Source organism: Bradyrhizobium sp. 40, assembly GCF_023100925.1.
Lineage (GTDB): Bacteria > Pseudomonadota > Alphaproteobacteria > Rhizobiales > Xanthobacteraceae > Bradyrhizobium.
In genome coordinates, this window is the sequence record NZ_CP064688.1 from 1,084,562 (window position 1) to 1,108,844 (window position 24,283).

The window sequence follows — 24,283 nt, forward strand, 5'->3', positions numbered from 1 at the left end:
AGCCGAATGAGCGATGGTGCGGATCATCTTGCGAGCCTGCTCGGACGGGCGGCGATGGACGTGTGGGGCGACATGCCGCGCGATATCCAGGAAGCGCTGTTCGAGACCGCCATGAAGGGACGGCCTGCGGAGCGGGAAGAGCTCGCGCGGCTGCTGCACGAGCGGCATCCCCGTACGCTTCATCCGGCACGGCCGGGCTGAGCCGCGGCAGGAACGATCCGGCAAGGAGCCGATTTGTAAAATGGGTGAGGCGCGGTGAATGGGATTCGACGAAGCCCGTGAGCCGTGGCTCCGCCCAGGATCATATCGGTGAGTCGAGCGGCGTGACTGAAACCACTATCGGAAAATGGTACGATCCGATCTCCCAGAGATGGATTGTGCCGCGCGAAGCGCCCCCGGTGGCGGGCTACTCGCAGTCCAACCCGGAGAAGGGGTTAGAGACCCGCGCATCGGGCGAGGCGCAGCGGATCTGGGACCTGCTGGTGGATTGCTGCGCGTGCGGGTGATTTCCGAGCCGCACTATCATTGGCTTCGGCAATTCACAGAGTGATGACATAGACCGCGAAGGCAATGATGAGCGCCAGGCTCACGACGGCGGTGCTGATCAATATCTTGCCCATGGCGCGTCCGTGCTGTCTCGCAGCGTCAATGAAACAGCCGTCCTGTTCGTTCCGGACCATCAGCGGAAGGCAGCTCCGACTGTTCACATGTGAACAAAGGGCGTCGGCACCAAATGGCTTGAACTATATCATTTGATACAGACATGGCTGCGCCCGCTCTTATCATTGCCAATCCAGAAGGGCACCGCATGGTGCCATGACATGGAGACCCGATCGTGCTCAGGCGGCGTCGCGTTCAGCAAACCACCACTCTTCAAGAGCGGCTTGCGGAGTTCACCAGGACCATCCGCGAAAGGGCCCAGTCGTTGCCCGACGGTAAGGAGAGGGATGAGCTGATGAAACGGCTGAGAAGCGCCGACACGGCGTCAAACCTCGACCGTCAATTCGCCGGCAGGGATTGAGCTTACAAGGATTGAGCTGGAAGGCGTCAGCTGCGGTACCAGCTCGCCAGATTCCAAGTCGTGACGTCCCATCCCGACATGTCGACCATGAGGTTGTTGACCCCTGCGTTGACGATGTTGCGGGATAGAAGCGGCAGGAACACGTTGGCCTCGCAAAAAGTTTCGTCGACCTTGATCAGCAACGCGGCGCGCTTGACGGGATCGAGCTCGTTCTGTGCAGCCTTGTAGGCCTTGTCGGCCTCGGGATCGGACCAGCGCGAGACGTTGCGGCCGAGCCATTTGTTGTCCTTGTTGGAAATTTCCCAAGAGACGCACTGGTTCAGGAAGCGCTCCGGGTCGGGCTGCGGTTGCGTGGTGTTGTACATCTCCATGTCGGCATAGAACTTCGAGTAGGTGTCGGGATTGCCGACGTCGGATGAGAAGAACACCGATGCCGTGACCGCCTTGATCTCGATCTCGATGCCGGCCTTCTGGCAGGCCTGCTTGATGATGGCCTGTGTCTTCTGACGCGGCGCATTGGTCGAGGTCTGAAAAACGAATTTGAGCTTCTTGCCGTCCTTCTCACGGAGGCCGTCCGCGCCCTTGGCCCATCCGGCTTCATCGAGGATCTTGTTGGCCTTGTCGACGTCGAACTCGTATTTCAGCTTGGGCGACTTGAACTGTTTGGGTGCGTTGACGAAGCTCGCGGTGGCGATGCCGCCGCGCCCGTAAATGAACTTCTGGATCGAGTCGCGGTCGATCAGCAGGTTGATCGCGCGGCGAACGGCAGGATCGGACAGCGTCGGGTGCTTGGTCTTGGGGCTGGAGCGCTCGCCGTCCACCTCGGTCCACGGGTCCGTCGTGTTGAGGATGATGAACTCGACGTTGCCGGAGGGCGTGACGTCGAGCTTGCCCTTGCCGCTGGCCTCCATGCGCTTGAGGACCTCCTCCTCCACCTGCATGTTCCAGGCATAATCGTATTCGCCGGTCTGCAGCACGGCGCGCGCCGCGGACACCGCATCGCCGCCGCCCTTGATTTCGAGTGTATCGAAATGCGGCTGGTTCTTGACGTGATAGTCGGGATTGCGTTCTGCCCGGATCAGGTCACCGGGCTTGAACTCGACGAATTTGTAGGGACCGGTGCCGACCGGCTTCAGATTACCGGGCGCTTCGCGCGACTTCGCGCCGACATAGTCGCCGAAATGATGTTTCGGCAGGATCGGACCGACCGAGCCGACGAAGGGATCGGCCCAGAACGGCGTCGGGGCCTTGAAGAGCACCTTGACGGTGTAGTCGTCGATCTTCTCGACCGTGATGTCCTTGTAAGAACCCGTGGTGTACGCCGCCGTGGCGAGATCCGAGGCGTATTGCCAGGTGAAAACGACGTCGTCGGCGGTGAAGGGCTTGCCGTCATGCCATCTCACGCCCTGCTTCAGTTTCCAGGTCACGCTCAGGCCGTCCGGCGAAAGGCCGCCGTTCTGCTTGGATGGGGCCTCGGCCGCGAGGCAGGGGACGAGGTTGCCCTCCTTGTCCCAGCCGGCGAGGGGCTCGAAGAAGACGCGCGAGGCGATCTGGTCCTTGGTGCCGAGCGCGAAATGCGGATTGAGCAGCGTCGGGGCCTGCCAGAGCAGGATCTTGAGCGGGCCGCCGCCGCCGGCCTTGGTCGGCTTGTAAGGCAGCGTGGCGTCCGCCATCGCCACGTCGTTCCAGACCAGGATCTGGCTGGCGACCGGCGCTGCGATCCCGATCGCAGCCATCGTCTGCATGAACGAGCGTCGCGACAGCTTGCCCTGCTTCACCTCAGCGATGGACTTGCGGATTTCGTTCTCGTTCATCGGATGATCCCCACTTCACGGACAAGTCGTCACCGGCCAAGGCCCATCATGTTTCATCAAGGGCGAGGCGGCAATGCCGACAGGGTGAGAAAACCATGCGGCGAAATGACGAACGTGCGGGGAGAGGTCTGAAGCCCGGATGGGGCCGAGCGCAAACCAGGATAAGTCCAGCCGCGGCAGGCGGCGCTCCGGATTGCGCTTCGCTCCAGCGGCCTGGGCCCAACGATCCGTGCCGTTTTGCCGTGATGCGCCTCATACTTGCGCAGGTGCATTCGTTCCCCCCATGCGCACGAACGGAGAAGCGTCGTCCGCTCCGGCAGGCCAATATGGATTTCAATTTCATTGATTTCGCGCTGCGGAGAAGCGAATACGGTTCCAATCATTGCCAAGCCATGGAGACCAAGATGTCGTTTCGCCTCCCCCTGATCCTTGCGACCGTGCTCGCCGCCTGGTCGGCCGCCGCTTCAGGCGAGACCATCAAGATCGGCGTGACGCCGGGGCCGCACGCCCAGATCTTCGAGGCCGTGAAGCCGATCGCCGCCAAGCAGGGTCTCGACATCCAGCTCATCGAATTCTCCGATTACGTCGTGCCGAACGCCGCGCTCGATGCCGGCGAGATCCAGGCCAATTCGTTCCAGAACCAGCCTTATCTGGACAACCAGAAGGCCGACCGTGGCTACAAGATCGAAGCCGCCGGCCTGACCGTGAATTTTCCGATCGGCGTCTATTCCAAGAAGCACAAGGCCTTCGCCGACATCCCCGAGGGCGGCAAGGTCTCGATCCCGAACGATCCGACCAATGGCGGCCGCGTGCTGCTGCTGCTGCGCGACAAGGGCGCGATCAAGCTGAAGGACGGCACGGGCTTCAAGCCGACGGTGCTTGATATCACCGAGAATCCCAAGAAGCTGAAGTTCATCGAAGTCGACGCAGCGCAGGCGCCGCGCGCGCTCGACGATGTCGACGCCGCGGCGATCAACACCAATTATGCAACCCAGGCGGGCTTCGATCCCGTCAAGGATCCGATCCTGCGCGAGGACCCGAAGGGTCCCTACGTCAATCTCATCGCCGTTCGCACGGTCGACAAGGACAAGCCCTGGGTCAAGATCCTGGTGGACAGCTACCACACCGCAGAGGTCAAGGAGTTCGTCCTGACCAAGTTCAAGGGCGCGGTACTGCCGAGCTGGTAGGCAGTCTGCCCAGCCAAAGTTCAGCTCAGGGCGATCCCGGCGGGCAGGCTTGCGTACGAGCCCTGCGCAATGCCCGCTTGTCTGGAGCTGCGGCAACCGACATCATCGGGGCCCATCCTCGTCCGACAGGGGTCGTATGAAACGCTTAGCAAACCTGAAACGCCTGGGGTTTTTCACGCGGCTTCTCGACGAGGCCCCGCCGGCCGACCGATATCGCTTCGCGGCCGAACAGATCGTGCGCGCCGAGAAGGCGGGCCTCGATTCCGCGTGGATCGCGCAGCACCATTTCCACGAGCGCGAGGGCGGTCTGCCGTCGCCCTTTACTTTCCTCGGTTACGTCGCTGCCCAAACCTCGCGCATCCGGCTCGGTACCGGCATCGTCACCTTGCCGCTGGAGAATGCGGTGAGGGTGGCGGAAGACGCCGCGGTGCTCGATCTGCTCTGCAACGGTCGCTTCGAGCTCGGTGTTGGCACCGGCGGCAATCCCTCGGCCTTTGCCGCGTTCGGCCTCGACAGCGCCCAGCGCAACGAGATCTTTGCGCGCAATCTCGAGGTCGTCCGCACCGCGCTGGTGGGCAAGCCGCTCGACGGTGGTGACACGCTCTATCCACAGCGGCCGCAACTGGACAACCGGATCTGGCAGGCGACGTTCTCCGTGGCGGGCGGCGCGCGTGCCGGCAAGGCAGGCGATGGCCTGTTGCTGTCGCGTACCCAGCCCCGGACCAAGGAGGCGCCGAAGGCAACGCTGGCCGAGATTCAGAATCCGGTGATCGATGCCTATCTCGAAGCGCTACCGCCGGGACGCGAGCCCCGCATCATGGCTTCGCGCACCATCTTCGTCGCCGACGACCGGACCGAGGCGATGCGCCTTGCCGATATCGGCCTGCGGCGCGCTCTGCCGCAATTCCTCAAGGGCGGCCACGCCAAGCCGGGCGAGACGCTGGAGGAGATGATCGCGGCGTTCGACACCCATGTCGGCGCGGCCGACGACGTCATCGCCTCGCTGCGCGCCGACGCCACCCTGGAGCGGGTGACCGATCTCGTCTTCCAGGCACATTCGGTCGATGCCCCGCATCCCCACATCCTGCGCTCGATCGAGCTGGTCGCGGAGAAGGTCGCGCCAGCGCTGGGCTGGGCGCGGACGGCGCCCGACGTGGCGCTGGCGGGTTAGTCGGAATGAACGCAATCGCGTTGCAAGAGGCTGCAAGAGGCTGAATGATGGCTACGAAAGATATCATCGACACGCTCGCCAGGATCGAACCGGGTTCGGCTCTGGACGGCATTCGCGCCAAGCGCGTGCAGGCGCGCGACAATGCGCAGAAGAGCTATCTCTCTCTGTTCGAGCCGCTCGACGCCGGCGATGTCTCGCTCGTCGAGCGTGCCGCAGTCGCGTTCTTCGTGATTGGCCTTCACCGCGAGCCGACTGTAGCTGCCTTCTATCGCGCGAAGTTAGCTGCGACCGCCGATGGCGCGCGCCTGGTCGAAGCGGTCGATGTCGAAATCGCGCGGGGCGAGACCTCGGGCCCCTACGGCGCCTTTCCGGCCGGACCGCTTTCGGTCGAGAACAAGGCCGGCCTGATCTACCGCGTCAGCGCGGAGCGCAAGGCCAGTCTCGGGGACCGGCTCGTTGCGGCGTTCGAGCATGCGCATCTGCTGGTGTTCCGCCCGCGCGATGCGGCCGCGGCCGACATGAGGGCGTTGCTCGCCGCTGGCTGGTCGAACACCGGCATCGTCACGTTCTCTCAGCTCGTTGCGTTCCTGTCGTTCCAGGTGCGCGTCGTCACCGGACTGCGCGTGCTGGGTGCCTCGCTCGGGCGCGCCGCGAACGCCGCGGCCGGCGCGTAAGGAGGCTGCATCATGAACGTTGCAAACGATGTCAATCCGCCCGTCGTCTTCACCCAGGATGAACTGGGCTGGGTGTCGTGGATCGATCCGCTGCCCGAGACTGAGCTGACCGAGCGGCATTTCGCCGGCCTCGTCGATCGCTCCCGTTCCAAGTCCGAGTATTTCCGCCTGCTGGTGCGCGATCCCGAGGTGCTGGAAGCCCGCACCAAGACCGACAAGGACATCTTCTACAACGTTGCCGACGGCCTGCCGCGCGCCGAGCGCGAACTCGCGGCGGCTGCGACCTCGCGCTATAACGGCTGCATCTACTGCGCCTCCGTACATGCGCGTTTCGCCAGCACCTATTCCAAGCGCCGCGACGATGTGCAGCGGCTGCTCGACGAGGGCGTTGGCGCCGATCTCGGCGAGCGCTGGAATGCAGTCGTCAAGGCCTCGGTGGCGCTGGCCGCAACGCCGATCGCGTTCGGCCCCGACAATGTCGATGAGCTGCGCCGCGCCGGTCTCGACGATGCCGAGATCGTCGACGTCATCAATGGCGCGTCGTTCTTCAACTGGGCGAACCGGCTGATGCTGTCGCTCGGCGAGCCCTCGAAATAGCCAATCTCACCGGCATGGAAATTGCTGGTTGTTTCACCACCTGACAGGATGGAGCCGTCCATGAGCAACATCGATCGTCGTACCCTGGTCAAGGGCTCGCTGGCCGCCATGATGGCGGGAGCGGCCCTCTCGCACGCCGCGCTTGCGCAATCGTCCGAACCGATTTTGCTGGGCGTCAGCGGCCCCCTCACAGGGCCGAACGCGCAATATGGCACGCAGTGGAAGCAGGGCTTTGATCTCGCGCTCGACGAGATTCAGGCGGCGGGCGGCATCAACGGCCGCAAGCTCGCCTACAGCTTCGAGGACAGCCAGAGCGACCCGCGCCAGTCGGTGGCGATCGCCCAGAAGTTCGTCTCCGATCCCAGGATCGTCATGGAGCTCGGCGACTTCTCCAGTCCCGCCTCGATGGCGGCCTCGCCAATCTATCAGCGCGGCGGGTTGGTGCAGTTCGGCTTCACCAATTCGCATCCCGATTTCACCAAGGGCGGCGACTTCATGTGGAGCACCTCGGTCAGTCAGGCCGACGAGCAGCCGCTGCTGGCGGCCTATGCCGTCAAACGTCTCGGCCTGAAGAAGCTCGCTGTGCTGCACCTCAACACCGATTGGGGCCGTACCAGCCGCGACTATTTCGTCAAGGCCGCCAAAGAGCACGGCGCCGAAATCGCCGTCACCGAAGGCTACATCGCGGAGGAGCGCGACTTCCGCTCCACGCTGGTGCGGGTCCGCGACGCCAATCCGGACGGGTTGATCCTGATCTCCTATTATTCCGACGGTGCGCTGATCGCGCGCCAGGCGCGCCAGGTCGGGCTGAAGCAGGTCATCTGCGCCGCTAGCTCGGTCTACTCACCGAAATTCCTGGAGCTCGGCGGCGATGCGGTCGAGGACGTCCATGTCGGAACGCGCTACTTCCCGGAAGACCCGCGCCCCGAGGTGCAGACGTTCATCGCGGGCTTCAAGAAGAAGTACAACGGGGTGGAGCCCGACGCGTTCAACGCCTACGCCTATGACGCGATGAACATGGCGGCCGCCGTCGTGAGGATCGGCGGCGCCGACCGGCGCGCGATCCGCGACGCCTTCACGAAAGTGAAGGACGTCTCGAGCGTGATCTTCGGCAAGGCGACGTTCGACGTCGAGAGCCGGCGCGTCAAGGGCGCCATGAACGCCGAGCTCGTCGTGCGCAAGGGCCAGTTCGCCCTCTGGGACGGCAAGCCGACCTGAGGGGATTTTCTGCGTGTCTTCCTGGCTCGACTACACGATCAACGGGCTGATCGTCGGTAACGTCTACGCCCTCGTTGCTGTCGGGCTCGCGCTGATCTTCGGCGTCAGCCGGCTGATCAACTTTGCGCAAGGCTCGATCTATCTCGTTGGCGCCTATATCGGCTGGGTCGCGGTGGTGCAGCTGCATACGCCGCTCCCGCTCACCATCATCGTGGTCGCGGTGGCGGCGGCGCTGGTGGGCTTGATCATCCAGCGGTTTGGGCTGCGTCCGCTGCAAAACTCGGTGCCCATCGCGCCGTTGCTGGCGACCATAGGCATCAGCTTCGTGCTCGATCAGCTCGTGATGCTGACCTTCTCGCCCAATCCGCGCGCGCTGCCGAGCCAGTTGCCGGATGTCCGTTTCCAGATCGGCGGCGGCACGATCGGACCGCTCGATCTCCTCATCGCCGGCGTCGGCCTCACCAGCGCGTTGCTGCTGTTCGTGTTCCTGCGCTACAGCAAGCTCGGATGGGCCGTGCGTGCCACCGCGCAGGACCGCGACGCCGCGATGCAAATGGGCGTCGACGTCAATCGCGTCAATCAGGCCGTGTTCGGCATTGCGGCTGCGCTCGGCGGCGTTTCCGGCCTGCTGGTCGGCATGTACTACAACCAGATCGACACCGCGATGAGCCTGCAGGCGACGCTCAAGGGCGTCGTCGCCGAGGTCGTCGGCGGCGCCGGCAATGTGCCGGGCGCGGTGATCGGAAGCCTGCTGCTCGGATTGGTCGAGAGCTATGGCGTCGCCGTGTTCGGCACCAGCTACCGCAATCTGTTCGCGTTCCTGCTGCTGGTCGTCGTGCTCGTGCTGCGGCCAAACGGCCTGTTCGCCAGCGCCCGGCAGGCGCCGCCCGAGCCGCTCACCGGCACTTTCATTGCGCCGAGCCGCCCGGTGCGCATTCCGCGCTGGGCTCTGCTGATCGCTGCCGCCGTCTTTGCGATCCTGCCGCTGTTGCCGGTGTCGTTCTATGTGCTCCAGACCCTGATCAACGCCTGGCTGCTCGGCATGCTCGCGCTGAGCCTCACCCTGGTTGCAGGCACGATCGGTCAGGTCTCGCTGGGACACGCCGCGCTGCTCGCGATCGGGGCCTACACCTCCGCGCTGCTATCGCTCACGTTCGCCATCCCGGTCGTCCTTGCCATCATCGGCGGCGGCCTGATGAGTGCTGCGCTGGGCACGGCGCTGATCTCGCCGTCGTTCCGGCTGCGCGGACATTATGTGTCGATCGCGACGCTCGCGATCGGCGAGATCGTCTCGCTGGTGATCCTGAACTGGGAGAGCGTCACGCGCGGGCCGATCGGCATCTCCGGCATCCCGCCGCTGTCGCTGTTTGGCTATGAGCTGGTCAGCCCGATTTCGATTTACTGGTTCAGCTTCATCGTGATGGTGGTGCTGGCGCTGCTGCAGGGACGCCTGCTCGGCTCCCATCTCGGCCGCAGCTTTCGCGCCATCCGCGACGACGACATCGCCTCGCGCGCCTATGGGCTCAGCCTGAATCGCTACAAATCGCTGGCCTTCATCTTCGGCGGCTTTGCCGCCGGAGTCAGCGGCGGCATCGCCGCGCATCTCTATTCTTACATCAACCACGAGACCTTCAACACGCAGCAATCCATTTTGGCGCTGACCGTGGTGATCCTCGGCGGCCTCGGCAATGTCGTCGGGGCCATCGTCGGAGCGGTTGCGCTGGTCGGGCTGCCGGAAGTGTTCCGGATCGCGGCGGAGTATCGCATCCTGATCTACGGCATCGTGCTGCTGCTGCTGGTGCGGTTCAGACCGCAAGGCTTGTTGGGGACGATGTGATGAGCACGACCATGCTGTCCCTGCGCGGGCTGACGCGGCGTTTCGGCGGCCTCACCGCCGTCGATGCCATCGATCTCGATCTCGCCAAAGGCGAGCTGATCAGCATCATCGGCCCGAACGGGGCCGGCAAGACGACGTTGTTCAATCTCGTGACCGGGCTTGACCGGCCGGACGCCGGGACGGTTCGCTTCGAGGGACTGGACATCACGGGTCTCTCGCCGGAGCGGCTCGCCGCCGCAGGCATCGCGCGCACGTTCCAGCTCGGCCGCGTCTTCGGCAATCTCAGCGTGATGGATAACGTGTTGATCGGTGCCCACACGCGGCTGCGTGCGGTCAAGCCGGCCGTGCCGGTGATCGGGCCATTGCTGGAATTGGGGTTGGCGTTGCTGCGCCCCGCCAGCGTCAAGGCCGAGGAGGAGCGCTTGCGCGAAGAGGTGAAGGTCATTCTCGCGCGCTTCGGCGAACGGCTGCTGCCGCGCATCGACCAGCCGGCCTACAGCCTCTCCTACGCCAATCGCCGCCGCGTCGAGATCGCGCGGGCGCTCGCGCTGAAGCCGCGTCTGCTGCTGCTGGACGAGCCGACCGCCGGCATGAACCCGACCGAGACCACGGAGATGCAGGGGCTCGTCGCCGAGTTGAAGGCCGAAGGCCTGACGATCTTGCTGATCGAGCACAAGCTCGAAATGGTGATGCGCCTCTCCGACCGCGTCATCGTCATGGACGAGGGCAAGAAGATCGCGGAAGGCCCGGGTGAACAGGTGCGCGGCGATCCCAAGGTGATCGAGGCCTATCTCGGCCACGGCCTGACGACGAAGCAGGAGAGCGCGGCATGACGAACTCGCCTCGCGATGCGCTGCTCGCGCTCACCGACGTCAATACCTTCTACGGCCAGGCCCAAGTGCATTTCGACCTGTCGATATCAGTGCCGCGCGGCCACATCGTCTGCCTGCTCGGCGGCAACGCCAGCGGTAAGTCGACGACGATGAAGATCATTTTGGGCCTGGTGAAGCCACGCTCGGGCGAGGTGACTTTCGACGGCGCCTCGCTGCTCGGACTGACCACGCCGCAGATCGTCCGCCGCGGCATCGCCTCGGTGCCGGAGGCGCGGCGGCTGTTCGCCGACATGAGCGTGCGCGAGAACATCCTGATGGGCGCCTTCGTGCGCGACGACCGCGAGGCGATCGCGCAGGATCTCGACAAGATGCTCACGCTGTTCCCGAAGCTCGGCCAGCGGCTGTCGCAGCGCGCCGGCTCGCTCTCGGGCGGCGAGCAGCAGATGGTCGCGATGGCGCGCGCGCTGATGAGCCGTCCCAGGATGATCGTGATGGACGAGCCGACCATGGGCCTGTCGCCGCTTTACGTTAACCGCGTGCTGGAGCTGATCCGCACCATCAACCAGGAGGGCGTCTCGGTTTTCATGGTCGAGCAGAACGCCAGCCTCGCGCTCGAGATCGCGCACGAGGCCTATGTGCTCCAGACCGGCAAGATCGTTCTCTCCGGCTCCGCCCGCGCGCTGAAGGACGATCCGCGCATCCGCGACGCTTATCTCGGCGGCTCCGAGGCGGCATAGCGCCATCATGGCCTGCATGGTTCGAGACGCCCGCTTGCGCGGGCTCCTCACCATGAGGATTGGGCATCTCGCCGCGAAACAAGACCTCATGGTGAGGAGCCCGCGCAGCGGGCGTCTCGAAGGATGGCCGCAAGCACTGCTGCAGAACCGTGCCGCCCCCTCCGGGATTGCACTGGTCAGTATGACCATCTTATGAAAAGATCATACCGCTCGTGCGATGTGGCGTGCAGCAGACGGAATGATTGTCGTGACGAAATTATCTTTGCGGGCGGTCGAGCCCGGAATGGTGCTGCTGTTCGGCGGGCTGATCGCGGCCAACATCGGGGCCTGGGCGTGGGCCTTCGCGGCGTTCGGTGATCGGCCGACGGTGATGGCGACCGCGCTGCTCGCCTGGGTGTTCGGCCTGCGCCACGCCGTCGATGCCGACCACATCGCCGCCATCGACAATGTCGTGCGCAAACAGATGCAGGCCGGCGGCGCGCCGCGCAGCGTCGGCCTCTATTTCGCGCTCGGCCATTCCACAATCGTCGTGGTCGCGACCATGCTGCTCGCGCTCGGCGTCGTGAGCCTCGGTGGCGACAGCCTGCTCAAGGAGATCGGCGGCTTCATCGGCACCTCGGTGTCGGCGCTGTTCCTGCTGGTGATCGCGGCCATCAATCTCGTCATCTTCGCCGGCCTGTGGCGGACGTTTCGCGCAGCACGGGAGCAGGGGATTCACGACGCCGAGGGCCTCGATGCCCTGCTTGCCAATCGCGGCCTTCTGGCGCGGCTGCTCGGCCCGATGTTCCGCCTGGTGACAAAACCCTGGCACATGTATCCGCTCGGCTTTTTGTTCGGGCTTGGCTTCGACACCGCGACCGAAATCGGCCTGCTCAGCATCTCCGCCGGCGAAGCCGCGCGCGGCGCTTCGTTTGCCGATGTCCTGGTCTTCCCCGCGCTGTTCGCGTCGGGCATGGCGCTGGTCGATACCGCCGACTCGGCACTGATGGTGAGCGCCTATCGCTGGGCCTTTGTCGATCCGCTGCGAAAGCTCTGGTACAACCTCACGATCACAGGGGCTTCCGTGGCAGTGGCGCTGTTGATCGGCGGCATCGAGGCGCTCGGGCTGATCGCGGACCGGCTCGGCCTGACCGGCGGCGTGTGGGCATTGGTTGACGCGCTCAACGACTCGCTCGCCAATGTCGGCTTCGCCGTGGTCGCGTTGTTCGTGATCGCCTGGCTCGTGTCGGTCGTGCTCTATCGGCGCATGTTTGCACTTGAGCGGCGGCGCGCGGCGGATGCGCTTATCGGCGCCGAGGCCACCGAAGCGGCCTGATCGACAATCCGCTGGCTCAAGCCGACGCCGCGCTCGCGACCTGCTCCGCCGGTAGATCGTCGGCATTGGGATCGCCCGGCGCGGTGGCCCAGGCCAGTTCCACCAGCGTCACGAACCTGCGGCCGGCGCCGTCGAGCTGGCAGACGATCAGGCCCTGCTCTTCCATGTAGCCGAGCAGGCGCTGCGCCCGGCGCAGCGAATGCGAGCCGTAGGCGCGGGCGATCGCGGCGTCACCTGGACACGGCCAGCCTTCTTTCGCCGCGCGCGCGATCATCATGAACACGCCCTGCATGTCCTCGGGCAGGATCGAGGCGCGAAGCGACACATCCTGCCAAGCGTCGTCCTCGGCATGCTCGGCGCCGAGCCCAGCGCGTGCGCGTGTCAGCATGCGGCGGAATTCGGTGAGGTCGGGCACCGCCGAGCCGAGGCCCTCGATGCGGCAGCGGACCACGAACTCCTGGTAGAGCACGCCGACCGCGCGGAAACCGGCATCGGGTGCGGCGAGCACGGCACGAAGGGTCCGATCCACGCGCTCGCGCCGCTCGGCGAGCTCCTCGGCACTGACCGGGACCTCGATCATGTCGGGGCCGATCTCCGGTGCCGCAGCCTTCGCGGCGCGGAGCTGCTCGAGCAGATCGGGCGCGGGCCGGCGCTGCGGTCGGCTGGCATCGGGGGGCGGCGCAGCCAGGATCACGGCGCGCATATTCTCGAGTGCGGCTTCGGGCATCGGCATCAGCCGCGGCGTGGAATTGCGCGGCTGGGTTTCGGTCGCGCCGATGTTCAAACGCAGGGGGCGTCGCGACAGCGCGGGGCCGAGCGCCATGAATTGTCCGCGTTCGAGATCGCGAAAGGATTCGGCCTGCCGCCGCTCCATGCCGAGCAGGTCGGCGGCGCGCGCCATGTCGATGTCGAGGAAGGTGCGGCCCATCAGGAAGTTCGACGCTTCGGCCGCGACGTTCTTGGCGAGCTTTGCCAGCCGCTGGGTCGCGATGATCCCGGCAAGCCCGCGCTTGCGGCCGCGGCACATCAGATTGGTCATCGCGCCGAGCGAAAGCTTTCGCGCTTCGTCAGAGACTTCGCCCGCGACCGCAGGCGCAAACAGCTGCGCCTCGTCGACGACCACCAGCATCGGGTACCAATGGTCGCGCTCGACGTCGAAGAGTCCGCCAAGGAAGGCCGCGGCGCGGCGCATCTGGTTCTCGGCGTCGAGCCCTTCGAGATTGAGCACGGTGGAGACGCGATGCAGCCGCGCGCGCTCGCCGGCGACCTGAAGGCCGCGTTCGGTGTGATCCTCGGCGTCGATCACGAGATGGCCGAAATGTTCCGCCAGCGAGACGAAATCGCCTTCGGGATCGATGATGGCCTGCTGCACCCAGGGCGCGCTCTGCTCCAGCAACCGCCGCAGCAGATGTGATTTTCCGGAGCCCGAATTGCCCTGCACCAGGAGGCGGGTCGCCAGCAGTTCCTCGAGGTCCATGGCCGCCGCGGCGCCCGCCGTGGTCTGCCCCATCTCGATCGCAACCGTCATGCCCGACTCAAGTCCCATCATTCGCGGACAGGGGCTTATCAACCCGGCCGCGGCGCGTCGAGCGCCACGGCGGAAATCATGGTCCGTTGCCCACGGCGGAGTTCAGGCGTGACGCGACAAACGTAGAAGTGCGGGCCGATAGGGGGCTTGTGGATCGTCGTCCTCATTCGAGGGAATGGCGCAGGAGCCGAATTCCTGCCTGATCCGCTCGATTTCGGCGATGCGCTCGTGCAGCCGCTGCAAATGCTCCGGGGATTTCGCCCGCCAGAATCGGAAGGTGTCGGCGGTGAGCGGCAGGAACGCGGTGCCGAACAGCGTCGGCTCGGGAACGACGGTGCGCCCGAGCAGCAGGAACCGGTCGGCGCCGGAGACGACGAGCGTCGCGTAGCCGCGATTTCCGATTCGCTTGATGCCGTTCAGCGACCATTCGGCGAGCTTGCTGAAATAGGGCTCCTCGCGCCAGCGGTCGGGGCAATGGTCATCGACCGTCACGTTCACGGCGTCCTGGCTGAAATGCACGATGATGCCCGACTTCGCCGGAAACCAGTCCTCGTCGAGATGGCCTTGCAGCCAGGCGCAGACGAATGAACGGCACATCTGGGGACGGCGCTCGTAGATGGTGCACCCGGTGCCTGTCTGCCAATGCTTGCACAGCTGGTTTACCGGCTTGTCGACGCCGGCCACTTCGAGGATGTCGCAGCAGGCATTGCACGAGCCGCATTGCCGGGTGGGCGGCGGCGCAGTTCGACCGGCTGCCCTGAACCCCTGGCTATCGCGAACGAGCAGCCGCTGTTTCTCGAGTGCGTTCAATGCGCGCTCGATCTTGAGGCGGGACAAGCCGGTCGCGTCAATGACGCCCTTTATCGTCGTTGCGCCGGCTTCCACGGCGCGAACGACCTGCAACGTCGCCTGATCCATCTTCGACTACTTGTTCTTCTGCCTTCCATCTGACGATTGCGCGCCGGTCGGGAACCTGCGGAACCGCCTGCCGGCCCGTCGCGCGGCGGATAATTCGGCAACTCGCATGGCTAGAACTCGCATGGATGCGATGTTTGCGCAAATCGGTGGCGTCCCGGGGACAGTCCGAATTGCGCCTGATCGCGATCGATGTGGCAATTCCGGGCAGCAAGGCCTGCCGCGCCGATGGTGTTACAGCGCGCCCGATCCGCCCTGCACGATCTTCTCGTTGAGCTTCAGGTCCACGGTCTCGACCGTGCGGTCGATCTCTGCATTGGGCGCGCCGAGCTGATGCGAGATCAGCTTGACCAGCAGATCGACGCGCTCGATGAAGGGCGCGCCGCCGGCCACCGCGCGTGCGGCCGATGACGGCTTCAGCAGGCTCTCGGCGGCCTTGGCATATTTCGCGAACGGCACCTGATCCTGCGGATCGGCGCCCAGACGCCGGGCGATGGCGTCGACATGCTCGTAGATCGTCTGCGAGCGCGCGAGATCACCGTGCACGGCGTCGCGGATCGACTGCGGCTCGTGTGGCGTGATGCAGCGGTAGTTGCCCGTCAGCAGCATCGACCATTTCGCCAGCGGCACGAACAGAGAATCGAACACTTTCAGCTTCACCGGCACGTCGTGGCCGTCGAGGGTCACCGCATCGATGTCGGCTTCGAGCTCGCGCAGCACCTTGTTGTGCTTCTCGTCGGCGAACACGGATGCTTTGAAATTTGTGGGCAGACCGACGTGAAGCACGTTCGCAGCCTCTTCCGGCGGACGGAACGCCTGCGGGTCGGGCGAGCACAGGGTTACGAGCCCCGGCTCGAAGCGCTCCCACACCTGCGCGTTGGTGTAGGCCTCCTCGAGATCCATGTCTGCGAGCGAGGAAATCCGTTTCAGATAGGGCAGCGGCGGCATGTTCATGATCGACAGGCACGGCAGCTTCGCCGCGGCGATCCTGACCATGAGAACGCGCACCGTGTGGTTGGTGTATTGCGGCTCCTGCATCGCAAGGCCGACCATGTCGTAGCGCGACAAGTCCACATTGGCGGGTGTCACGGCGTCGAGCTTGCCGGGCAGGTCGCGCGAGAAGATGGCGCGGTGAACCGCCTCGTCACGCAACTTGATGCGCACCTCGGTCCCCTCGCGGTTGATCAGCTCCGCGGTCTTGGCGCGGCAGACCAAGGTCACGTTGTGTCCCGCCATCAGCAGCTTCGTGCCCAGCAGGGAGCCGTAGGAAGCCCCGAGAATCAGGATATTACGCGCCATGCCTCGTCCCTTTGCCAATTTGTGATTTTTGAGCCCCGGCCGTCATCCGCGGCCGGGTTTGGCGGGCATGTAAGGCAAAGTGCGTGAGGATGGCAACTGGGATAATGGATACAAGGGCCGGGCGAATATGACATGGCGGGATCGGGCGGAGTGCATCCGGGGCTGCTCGGCCCAGCGTTCGGTACCTTCCCGGATTACGCTTGCACTCCATCCGGGCTACGGGACCTCCTCTGTGTCGCCCTCTGTCAATCTATCTTCGCGAAAATATTCCAATTTATCGAAATTCGGAAATGGCGTATGTGTCGCGCATCCCGGCTCATCCTTGAGGGGCGATCTTGTGGTCGTCACGTTCGCGAGCCGGGCTTGCGGTGGACGCGGCAGCGTTCGGGTGCGAGAGGCCAAGGGCAGGGCGGATTGCTCTCCGTGAGCCCAAGGCTTCGTTCCGACGAGCGGCGCTGCTAGGCTTCGTCTCGTCTGTAAGTTTCCGGCTCCGTCGACAGGGCTGGAAAAACTGCGGCGAAATGGCGAGCCGTGCGTACGGCAAAACCGTGTGGTCCTGGCCGTCGTTGCTACGGTCAAGCTCTTGCGGATGCGGCATTCGCGTCAACCGGCGCGGTGTCGGCGACTTCTGTGAGGGCGAGGGAGGCCAAAGAGAACTCGGCTCTCGGGAGAGCACGGCATAAGCCGTCCAACCATCGCGCAGGGAAGGCCGAGTGATTGGCTACACCTGTATGCTGCTGTGCGGTTTCCTTGCGCTACATCTTCGCGCAGCGGACCGCGGGTGCCAGCCGGCACCCGGCCTTCCCTGCGCCCTCTTGGACAAGAGGGTGGAGTGACGAAGCAAAACTCGGGCGAAACGCGCCGCGAGGATGCGAAGGCGTGTCTGCAATCTGAATGCGAGCTGGAAGAGTGCCGCTGCCGCCTCATACTCCGTCATTGCGAGCGCAGCGGAGCAATCCAGTCTGTCGCCGCATTACGCCATGTCGCCGCTGGGTCGCAGCTCTGCGCAGCAACGCTCGCGTGTCTCACCCCTGGTTCGCCATGCGCGCGCGGTCGAGATGCTCCTCGATCTTGGGGCGGTCGCGGGTGCGCTCGAAACTGGTGCAGAGCAGTTCGGTCTCCTCGAGCGAGACCGGGGCGCGATACAAACGGCACATGAATTCCGCCGTTGCGCGTCCCTTGCCGGTACCCGGCCCGCGTTCGGCAAGAAACATGCAGTCCCGGCACACGCTGGCATCGAGCCGCTGATGTGCTGCGTCGAGGTGATTGAGGATGTCGCGCAGCGAATCGCGCAGCCTGACGCACTCGTCGGGTCCGAGCGCCGTGACCGCGTTCAGCACGTGATTGATCGGATCGTGCTGGCTCAGGCACTTCTCGCCCTGTGCGGTGACGTGCAGCACGACAGAACGCTTGTCTTCGTGCGACGGTTTTCGCACCAGGAAGCTCTTGCTCTCCAGCGTCTTCACGATCTGCGATGCAGTTGCCCTGGTTGCGCCGATGAAGCCGGCGAGCGCGGACGGCGTGCGCGAAAACCTGTTGGCGCGGCCGAGAAAGCGCAGCGCCATCCATTCCCGATCGCGCAACCCATGCTGATCGCCTTCGAAATACCAAGCCCTCGCTGCCTGAACCAGCAGCTCCACGGCTTCTCTTGCCAATGGCATGAATTCCTACCTTGCCCCGGGAGTCACGTTTGCGGCGCCCCCGAGCCGCCTTCCGCCGTCGCGAATGAGCCGTTTGCGAGAAGCCGTACTACCGGCAATGTTCGACACATGCACCGTGCTCTTCTCTCGCGTGAAAGCACGGACTGCCCGGCCCCCGACCTGGACCAATGGGCACTGCAAGCTATGGCACGGTAAGCGGTGTTGCTGATGGTATGCCATTCGCGGCGTTGTCGTACGGGAGCCCGAATAGCCGTCGCCAGCAGACGATGGATCGGAGTAGTTCAACCGAAGCCCCTAAGGTTCAAGTCACACGCAGACGTTTCTTATCTTCCGACGAAACGATGAATGACCTTCTCAACAAAATCAAGTAGAGACCATCTCGCAGACAGGATGTCGTCGCAGGCGAATGTAACGTTCAAGACAATCTCGCTCTTCGGGACACATGATGGTGAACGCAATACGCTGTCCCACGAGCAACATGCACGCAACTATGCGACGGTTTTATTGCACGGCACGTTGTTGGCTGTCGTTGATGCAAGTTGACCGAAGCTTGTGCATGACGACGATGTGCGTCGGCATGTCATCCACAACTTGTGCGTTCTGCCAAGAACTGTCCGGGGGAACTCACAGGAATTACACGCGGCGGTTGTCCGGGTCGGATCGAGAAGTCGCCGGTTCAGTCGCATTCGGCGCGGCTGCGCGATTTCCCTCACCCGAACGGTGGAGGCGATCACGGCTGAAACCGGAGACGGGCGTGCATGTGCATGCGCTGGAAGCGTGGCGGCATGCGCAATTGCCTGTCGAAAACAACGAGCAAGGTGCGATCGCGGGGCGCCTCGCGCCCCGACCCAAGCTGAGACTTGCTAGTCGCCCTTGAGCATGTCCCGCAGCTCGCGGAACGGATCGGCGCTTGGCGGAGCCGAAGCGTCCTGCCGCATCGCGCCATAGATTCTCGGGACCATGTCGACCGCCTGGTCGAGCCCCGAATCACGTCCCGCCTGGTATCCGCCCATCAGGCGAAGGTCGCGCGTGTCCTCGTATTTGGCGATCATGGCGCGCAGCTTGCTCACCAATTCGCGCTCTTCGGGGTCCCAGACGTTATGGGCGAGACGGGAGACCGAACCCAGAACGTCCACCGCCGGGTAACGTGCCTGGTCGGCGATGTGCCTGGAGAGCACGATGTGCCCATCGAGTGTGCTGCGGATGGTATCGGCGATCGGCTCGTTGTGATCGTCGCCGTCCACCAGCACGGAGAAAATCCCGGTGATCGTCCCGGACCCCTCCTCGCCGGGTCCGGCGCGCTCCAGAAGGCGCGGCAGATCGGTGAAGACGGTGGGTGCGTAGCCGCGCGCGACTGCGGGCTCACCTGCGGCGAGCGCGACTTCACGGGCGGCGTGGGCGAACCGGGTGATCGAATCGACCATGAGCAGGACCGATTCGCCCCGGTCTCGGAAATATTCGGCGACCGCCATGGCCGTCTTCGGCGCCAGTCGCCGCATCATCGGGCTCTCGTCGCCCGTCGACACGATCGTGACGGCGCGGTGACGGTCGGCGCCCAGCACGTCCTCGATGAACTCGCGCACCTCGCGGCCGCGCTCGCCCACCAGGGCCAGCACGACGGTGTCAAAACCCTGGCTGCGGGCGAGCATCGCAAGCAGCGTCGATTTACCGACACCGGAGCCGGCAAAGATGCCGACGCGCTGGCCGGCGCAGATCGGGGCGAACAAATCGATGACGCGTACGCCGGTGCGCAGCGGCTTGTGGACCCGCGCGCGCTTCATGGCCGAAGGCGCCTCCGCCTCGGCCGAGACCGGACGCGACCCGGGGGTGAGAGGGCCCTGTCCGTCCAGCGGCGCCCCCAGCGCGTTGATGACGCGGCCCTTCCAGCTCGGATCTGGCGCGAAGGACAGGGGCGGCATCCGGTAGGCGACCGAGCCGAGGCCGCCGGCGAACTGCCGGTCGAACGGCTTGGCGATGATGCCCTCGCTGTCGATCCGCACCACCTCGCCGATCTGGGGCTTGCCGCCGGAGTTGACACCGATCAGTTCGCCGAGCCTGACGAAGCGCGACAGGCCGGAGACACGGAAATGCGTCGACGCGATCTCGGAGATCGCGCCGCTGACGCTTGCCAGGGGAGTGCTCTGCTGAAGCTCCAGCAGCGCCCACTCAAGTTGCCGAAGAGCGTTCAAGGAAACCGTCCAACCTCATTGCGCGCGGGGCGCAGCTATTTGCCGGGTTCGCCCAGCGTCCGGATTGCGTTCTGGAGCGAGCTCTCAGTGCCCTCGATCATTGAATTGGTGCCGTCGAAGGCGCGCGAGGCCGCGATCAGCTTCGTCAATTCCATCATCGGATTGGCGCCCGAGCCCTCGACATAGCCCTGCTTGAAGCCGTCGCGGGAGAAGTCGGCGATGGCGGTCGCAGGCCGGTTGGGCGTGACGCCCGAATTGCCGTAGCGGTCGAGATTGGCGTCGGCGGGAATGTTGAACAGGCCGATGGTGCCGATCTCGTTGTTGTCCTGGGTGATCGCGCCGCTGCGCGCGATCGAGATCGGTCCGCCGTTCGGATCGAGGGTGATTTGCGCGCCACCGGAATCGATGACGGGGAAGCCGGAGACGGTCTGAAGGTCGCCGTTGGCGGCGATCTGGAGTCGACCGTCGCGCGTATAGACCGTGCCGTTCGGACCGGCGAAGGCGATCCAGCCCTGTCCGACCACGGCGACATCGAGCGGGTTGCCGCTCTCGGTGATGCTGCCCATCTCGCGCGAGATGATGTTGTCGCCGGGCGAGGAGAAGGCGACCGGGTTCGCGCCCGCCTTGGACAACACCGTCTCGAACTTCACCACGTCGGTGCGGAACGCCGCCGTGTTGACGTTGGCGACGTTGTTGGCGATCGTCTGGAGGCGCTTTTCGAGGGCGACCTGCGCCGACAATCCTACATAGAGGGCCGATTGCATGACTTACCTGTTGAACTTGATGTTCTGAAGTGTCGTGAGCACGTTGGTATCCATGCCAATCGACGTTGTGGCGCCGCCGATCAGGACCAGCGCCGGGTTGGTCGAGGTGTCGCTCTGGGCCCGGGTCGCATCCCACATCGCCGCGAAGCGCTGCACGAATTTGGTGACCTTGGCCGGATCCTGGAGATCGGTGAGCTTGATCTTGCTCGTGATCATCTTGGCCTGGGCATCGATATCAGCCGAGCTGATCGTCGACGGCAGGCCGAGCGCCGTCTGGACCACTTGCGTCATCGCCTTGTCCGCGAGGATCTGGTAGGAATTGGTGATCGTGGAAGCCTTGCGCGTGAAATAGAGCGCCAGCCGCAGGCCCTCGTTCTGGTCGCCGGCCTTCTCCTCCATCGTCTGCGTGACGTATTGGGTCGCCGTGCCGGTCGTGGCCGCGGCGGTTTGGGTCGCCTTGTCGCCGAGGGCGGCGAAATTGAAAGCGGCGGCGAATTGCCGGTAGCGGATGTCGGTCAGCTTGTTGGCGAAGGTCTTGTTGTCGGCGATACCCTCGGTCAGCACCTTGCGCATGAACGCCTTGGCGTAGGTCATGTCGCTGAGGCCATATGCCTTCATCGCGTAGGAATAGAGGCGATAGTCCTTCAGGAAGTCGTCGATGGTCTTCACGTTGCCGATGTGGCTGAGGAAGTAATCGGTGTCGCGGCTGACGTCCGGCTGCGTCGCGACCTGTGTCAGCGACTTGCCCATGTCCTTGGTCAGTCTGGTGTAGTCCGCGATGGTGGATAGCATGACCCGCGCCCCTCTGGCCGCTTTCGCGACGTCGTCGCAAGCTGCCGTGAATCGCTTGCGCGAGGCTGGCGAGGGGGGAAGCCAGCCTCGCGCAAGGCTCGCCGACTAGATATTCCCGATGGGATCGGTGATGGAGCGGCGCGTTGGGCAGTTTCGTGGGGATCGTCATCACGGTAGCGGCACTGCTGGGCGGATTTGCCGCCATGGGCGGGCATCTGGGCGTGCTGATGCAGCCTTGGGAGTTCGTGATCATCATGGGCACCGCGGCCGGCACCTTCATCATGGCCAATCCCTGGAAGACGGTCGCGGATACCGGGCTTGCCTGCGTGCAGGCAGTGACAGGGGCGGTGCCCGGTCAACGCTACTATCTCGATCTGCTCGGCGCGCTGCACGCGCTGATGCGGGAGCTGCGCGGCAAGGGCCGCAACGAGGTCGAGGCGCATATCGACGATCCCGCGTCCTCCGAGATCTTCAAGGCGTTCCCGAGCGTGCTCGGAGATCCGTCGCTGCTCCAGTTCATCTGCGACTACGTCCGTCTCATCATCATGGGTAACGCGCGAACGCACGAGATCGAAGCGCTGATGGACGAGGAGATCCACACCATCGTGAAGAGCAAGCTGGCGCCCTACCACGCGCTCGTGGTGGTCTCGGAAGCGCTGCCTGCGCTCGGCATCGTCGCCGCGGTGCTCGGCGTCATCAAGGCCATGGGCGCGCTCGACCAGTCGCCGAAGCTGCTGGGCGGCTTCATCGGCGCCGCCCTCGTCGGCACCTTCGCCGGCATTTTCCTGTCCTACGGCATCATTTCGCCCTTCGCGATGAAGGTGAAGATGACGCGCGAAAAGCGTTGCCGGCCCTACATCATCGTCAAGCAGACGCTGCTGGCGTTCATGAACGGCGCCATGCCGCAGATCGCCGTCGAGCACGGCCGCAAGATGATCGCGAGCCCCGAGCGACCCTCGATCGACGTCGTCGAGAACGAGACGATCGCGGGACCCAAGGCGGTCGTGACCGAGGTTGAACCGAAGGCTGCGCGCGCATCATGATGGAAGCCCTCGACGTCGATCAGCGCAAGCCGCTGCCGAACTATCTGCTGGACGCCGCCGGCATCTCGATCGAGCGCATGCCGATGCTCAATGTGATCTTCGATCGCATGGCGGCGTCGTGCACGGACAGCCTGCAGCCGATGGCTGGAACGCCATGCTATTTCTCGGTCAACGGCATCACCAACGACCGTGTCGGCGACATCATCAAGGACTACGAGGCCAATGCGGTTGCGGCCGTGCTCTATGCCGAGCAGTGGGACTCCCGCATCATCATCATGCTCGACCGCGACTTCGTGTTCACGATGGTCGAGGCGATGTTCGGCTCCGACGGCGCCGAACCGCCGCTCGACGTCGAGCGCAGCTTCTCGAACATCGAGATCCGCCTGGTCCAGGCGCTGTTCGAGCGGTTCGCCAAGGCGCTGCAATCCGCCTTCGCCGGCACCTCCAACGTCACTTTCCGCGTCGAGCGGGTCGAAACCGCCATGGCGTCGCTGGCGATCGGGCGGAGCGGCAACATGTCGATCTGCGCAAACATCATGCTGCAGGCACTCTACCGCGGCGGCCAGATGTTCCTCATCATTCCGCACTCCGCGCTCAACCCGCTCAGGCAGAAGCTCGCGACCGTGGTCGTGAGCGACGGCCGCGCGGCCGATCCGCGCTGGCGCGAGCAGATGGAGACGGAGGTTCACCGCACCGAGGTGACGCTGAGCGCCGTGCTGGACGAAAAGATGATTTCGCTCGGCGACGTCGTGAAGTTCCAGGTCGGCCAGGTGCTCGAGCTCGAAGCCACGCCACGCACGCTGGCTCGACTCGAGAGCAACAACCAGGTGCTGTTCTGGTGTCAGATCGGCCAGCTTGACGGCTATTACGCCATGCAGGTGGCAGATCCCGTCGATCAGAAACGGGAGTTCGTCGATGATATCCTATCTCGTTGATGCCGTGCTGCTGATCGCGCTCGCCTTCACCAGCATGCGGGTGACACGGATGCATCGCGAGCTGGCGCGGTTGCGCAGCTACCAGGGCGAGTTCTCGACCATCGTCCAGGAGACGGCGGGCGCCTTCGACACGGTCATCACCGCGGCGCATGATTCCACCGCAAATCTCGGACGGCTCGCCAACGTGCTGAGCACGAAGATCGATCAGGCCAACGAGGCGATCGCGGCGCTCGATGCGAGGAACGGGCTCGCATCCGCGGCGACCGCGGGCGGCGCCGACGTGAACAAGCATTGAAGCCGAAGCCGGCGGAATAAATACGATCGGAACGTCACGGCGCTCCGGGAGCGGAAATACCAAGAGGCGATACCAGATGGCGCAATCCTTCGACTATGAGTCAGCATCGGCGGCCGACGAGGGGCATACCGAAACATCTCCGCTGGAGCGGTTGGCGGAGATTGCCGCGCGCACCGCGGAGGAGACCGGCAAGTTCGCCAATGTCGATGCCATCCTGCGCATTCCCGTGACCATGCAGGTGGTGCTGGGATCGGCGACCATTCCGGTGGCAAATTTGATGAAGCTCGGCCGCGGCGCGGTGGTTCCGCTCGACCACAGGGTCGGCGAACCCGTCGACGTCGTCGTCAACGGCCGCGTCGTCGCCCGCGGCGAGGTGGTCGTGGTCGAAGAAGACAATTCCCGCTTCGGCGTCTCGCTCACCGAGATTGTCGGCCCGTTGGGGCAGGGTGATACCTGAC

General features: G+C 64.6%; 24 protein-coding genes. 15 read left to right on the forward strand and 9 right to left on the reverse strand.

Annotation, left to right across the window (positions count from 1 at the left end; translation table 11 throughout):
* Positions 1-6 precede the first annotated feature (6 nt).
* Both IVB40_RS05100 and IVB40_RS05105 read left to right on the forward strand, forming a co-directional pair.
* Positions 7-201 (forward strand): hypothetical protein, encoded by a 195-nt coding sequence (locus IVB40_RS05100; RefSeq protein ID WP_027519884.1) that lies wholly within the window; start codon positions 7-9, stop codon positions 199-201.
* 122 nt (positions 202-323) lie between these two features.
* On the forward strand, positions 324-506 hold the full coding sequence (locus IVB40_RS05105) for a hypothetical protein (protein ID WP_155810078.1): 183 nt from the start codon (positions 324-326) through the stop codon (positions 504-506).
* A gap of 33 nt (positions 507-539) precedes the next feature.
* On the opposite strand, the gene IVB40_RS05110 is transcribed toward IVB40_RS05105, so the two are convergent.
* Positions 540-680 (reverse strand): hypothetical protein, encoded by a 141-nt coding sequence (locus tag IVB40_RS05110; RefSeq protein ID WP_155810080.1) that lies wholly within the window; start codon positions 678-680, stop codon positions 540-542.
* Between the two features lie 367 nt (positions 681-1,047).
* On the reverse strand, positions 1,048-2,835 hold the full coding sequence (locus IVB40_RS05115; RefSeq protein ID WP_247401304.1) for a peptide ABC transporter substrate-binding protein: 1,788 nt from the start codon (positions 2,833-2,835) through the stop codon (positions 1,048-1,050).
* A gap of 392 nt (positions 2,836-3,227) precedes the next feature.
* Here IVB40_RS05115 and IVB40_RS05120 point away from each other — a divergent pair, with 392 nt between their 5' ends.
* The 9 genes from IVB40_RS05120 to IVB40_RS05160 all read left to right on the forward strand — a co-directional run bounded on the left by IVB40_RS05120 (position 3,228) and on the right by IVB40_RS05160 (position 12,404).
* Positions 3,228-4,022, forward strand: a complete 795-nt coding sequence (locus tag IVB40_RS05120; protein ID WP_247819494.1) for a MetQ/NlpA family ABC transporter substrate-binding protein — start codon at positions 3,228-3,230, stop codon at positions 4,020-4,022.
* 136 nt (positions 4,023-4,158) lie between these two features.
* The gene (locus IVB40_RS05125) at positions 4,159-5,193 is read left to right on the forward strand and encodes a putative FMN-dependent luciferase-like monooxygenase (protein WP_247401306.1); all 1,035 of its coding nucleotides are present in this window, start codon (positions 4,159-4,161) and stop codon (positions 5,191-5,193) included.
* Between the two features lie 47 nt (positions 5,194-5,240).
* Positions 5,241-5,867: a CMD domain protein gene (locus IVB40_RS05130; RefSeq protein WP_247819495.1), complete on the forward strand. Its 627-nt coding sequence runs from the start codon at positions 5,241-5,243 to the stop codon at positions 5,865-5,867.
* Between the two features lie 12 nt (positions 5,868-5,879).
* Positions 5,880-6,464, forward strand: coding sequence for an alkylhydroperoxidase domain protein (locus tag IVB40_RS05135; RefSeq protein ID WP_247818251.1), 585 nt, complete (start codon positions 5,880-5,882; stop codon positions 6,462-6,464).
* Positions 6,465-6,524: 60 nt separating this feature from the next.
* Positions 6,525-7,682 carry an ABC transporter substrate-binding protein gene (locus IVB40_RS05140; protein WP_247818252.1) on the forward strand — a complete coding sequence of 386 codons (1,158 nt, stop codon included), beginning with the start codon at positions 6,525-6,527 and terminating at the stop codon, positions 7,680-7,682.
* A 13-nt stretch (positions 7,683-7,695) separates the two neighbouring features.
* Entirely contained in the window at positions 7,696-9,519 is a 1,824-nt protein-coding gene (locus tag IVB40_RS05145; protein ID WP_247818253.1) for an ABC transporter permease, read from the forward strand.
* Positions 9,519-10,352 (forward strand): ABC transporter ATP-binding protein, encoded by an 834-nt coding sequence (locus IVB40_RS05150; protein ID WP_247818254.1) that lies wholly within the window; start codon positions 9,519-9,521, stop codon positions 10,350-10,352. Before IVB40_RS05145 ends, IVB40_RS05150 begins: the two co-directional genes overlap by 1 nt.
* The gene (locus tag IVB40_RS05155; protein WP_247818255.1) at positions 10,349-11,089 is read left to right on the forward strand and encodes an ABC transporter ATP-binding protein; all 741 of its coding nucleotides are present in this window, start codon (positions 10,349-10,351) and stop codon (positions 11,087-11,089) included. Before IVB40_RS05150 ends, IVB40_RS05155 begins: the two co-directional genes overlap by 4 nt.
* Before the next feature lie 283 nt (positions 11,090-11,372).
* Complete coding sequence (locus IVB40_RS05160) at positions 11,373-12,404, forward strand: HoxN/HupN/NixA family nickel/cobalt transporter (RefSeq protein WP_247432832.1); 1,032 nt, start codon at positions 11,373-11,375, stop codon at positions 12,402-12,404.
* Positions 12,405-12,420: 16 nt separating this feature from the next.
* On the opposite strand, the gene IVB40_RS05165 is transcribed toward IVB40_RS05160, so the two are convergent.
* The 7 genes from IVB40_RS05165 to IVB40_RS05195 form a co-directional block, all read right to left on the reverse strand.
* Positions 12,421-13,932, reverse strand: coding sequence for an ATP-binding protein (locus IVB40_RS05165; RefSeq protein ID WP_247818256.1), 1,512 nt, complete (start codon positions 13,930-13,932; stop codon positions 12,421-12,423).
* 102 nt (positions 13,933-14,034) lie between these two features.
* On the reverse strand, positions 14,035-14,850 hold the full coding sequence (locus IVB40_RS05170; RefSeq protein ID WP_247287736.1) for a YkgJ family cysteine cluster protein: 816 nt from the start codon (positions 14,848-14,850) through the stop codon (positions 14,035-14,037).
* A gap of 231 nt (positions 14,851-15,081) precedes the next feature.
* A complete protein-coding gene (locus IVB40_RS05175) occupies positions 15,082-16,146 on the reverse strand; it encodes a 2-dehydropantoate 2-reductase (RefSeq protein WP_247818257.1) in 1,065 nt (354 codons plus the stop codon).
* Positions 16,147-17,171: 1,025 nt separating this feature from the next.
* Positions 17,172-17,807 (reverse strand): MarR family transcriptional regulator, encoded by a 636-nt coding sequence (locus IVB40_RS05180; protein WP_027570472.1) that lies wholly within the window; start codon positions 17,805-17,807, stop codon positions 17,172-17,174.
* A gap of 863 nt (positions 17,808-18,670) precedes the next feature.
* Positions 18,671-19,996 carry a flagellar protein export ATPase FliI gene (fliI, locus tag IVB40_RS05185; RefSeq protein WP_018453953.1) on the reverse strand — a complete coding sequence of 442 codons (1,326 nt, stop codon included), beginning with the start codon at positions 19,994-19,996 and terminating at the stop codon, positions 18,671-18,673.
* 35 nt (positions 19,997-20,031) lie between these two features.
* Entirely contained in the window at positions 20,032-20,760 is a 729-nt protein-coding gene (gene flgF, locus IVB40_RS05190) for a flagellar basal-body rod protein FlgF (RefSeq protein ID WP_247818258.1), read from the reverse strand.
* A gap of 3 nt (positions 20,761-20,763) precedes the next feature.
* Positions 20,764-21,552, reverse strand: coding sequence for a DUF1217 domain-containing protein (locus IVB40_RS05195; RefSeq protein WP_247818259.1), 789 nt, complete (start codon positions 21,550-21,552; stop codon positions 20,764-20,766).
* 143 nt (positions 21,553-21,695) lie between these two features.
* On the opposite strand from IVB40_RS05195, the gene motA reads away from it, so the two are divergent.
* The 4 genes from motA (at position 21,696) to fliN (ending at position 24,282) form a co-directional block, all read left to right on the forward strand.
* Positions 21,696-22,595: a flagellar motor stator protein MotA gene (gene motA, locus IVB40_RS05200; RefSeq protein ID WP_007613972.1), complete on the forward strand. Its 900-nt coding sequence runs from the start codon at positions 21,696-21,698 to the stop codon at positions 22,593-22,595.
* Positions 22,592-23,530, forward strand: a complete 939-nt coding sequence (locus IVB40_RS05205; protein ID WP_007613971.1) for a FliM/FliN family flagellar motor switch protein — start codon at positions 22,592-22,594, stop codon at positions 23,528-23,530. The genes motA and IVB40_RS05205 overlap by 4 nt, the downstream gene beginning before the upstream one ends.
* Entirely contained in the window at positions 23,511-23,825 is a 315-nt protein-coding gene (locus IVB40_RS05210; RefSeq protein ID WP_247818260.1) for a hypothetical protein, read from the forward strand. The genes IVB40_RS05205 and IVB40_RS05210 overlap by 20 nt, the downstream gene beginning before the upstream one ends.
* A gap of 76 nt (positions 23,826-23,901) precedes the next feature.
* A complete protein-coding gene (gene fliN, locus IVB40_RS05215; protein WP_027519864.1) occupies positions 23,902-24,282 on the forward strand; it encodes a flagellar motor switch protein FliN in 381 nt (126 codons plus the stop codon).
* Position 24,283 lies beyond the last annotated feature (1 nt).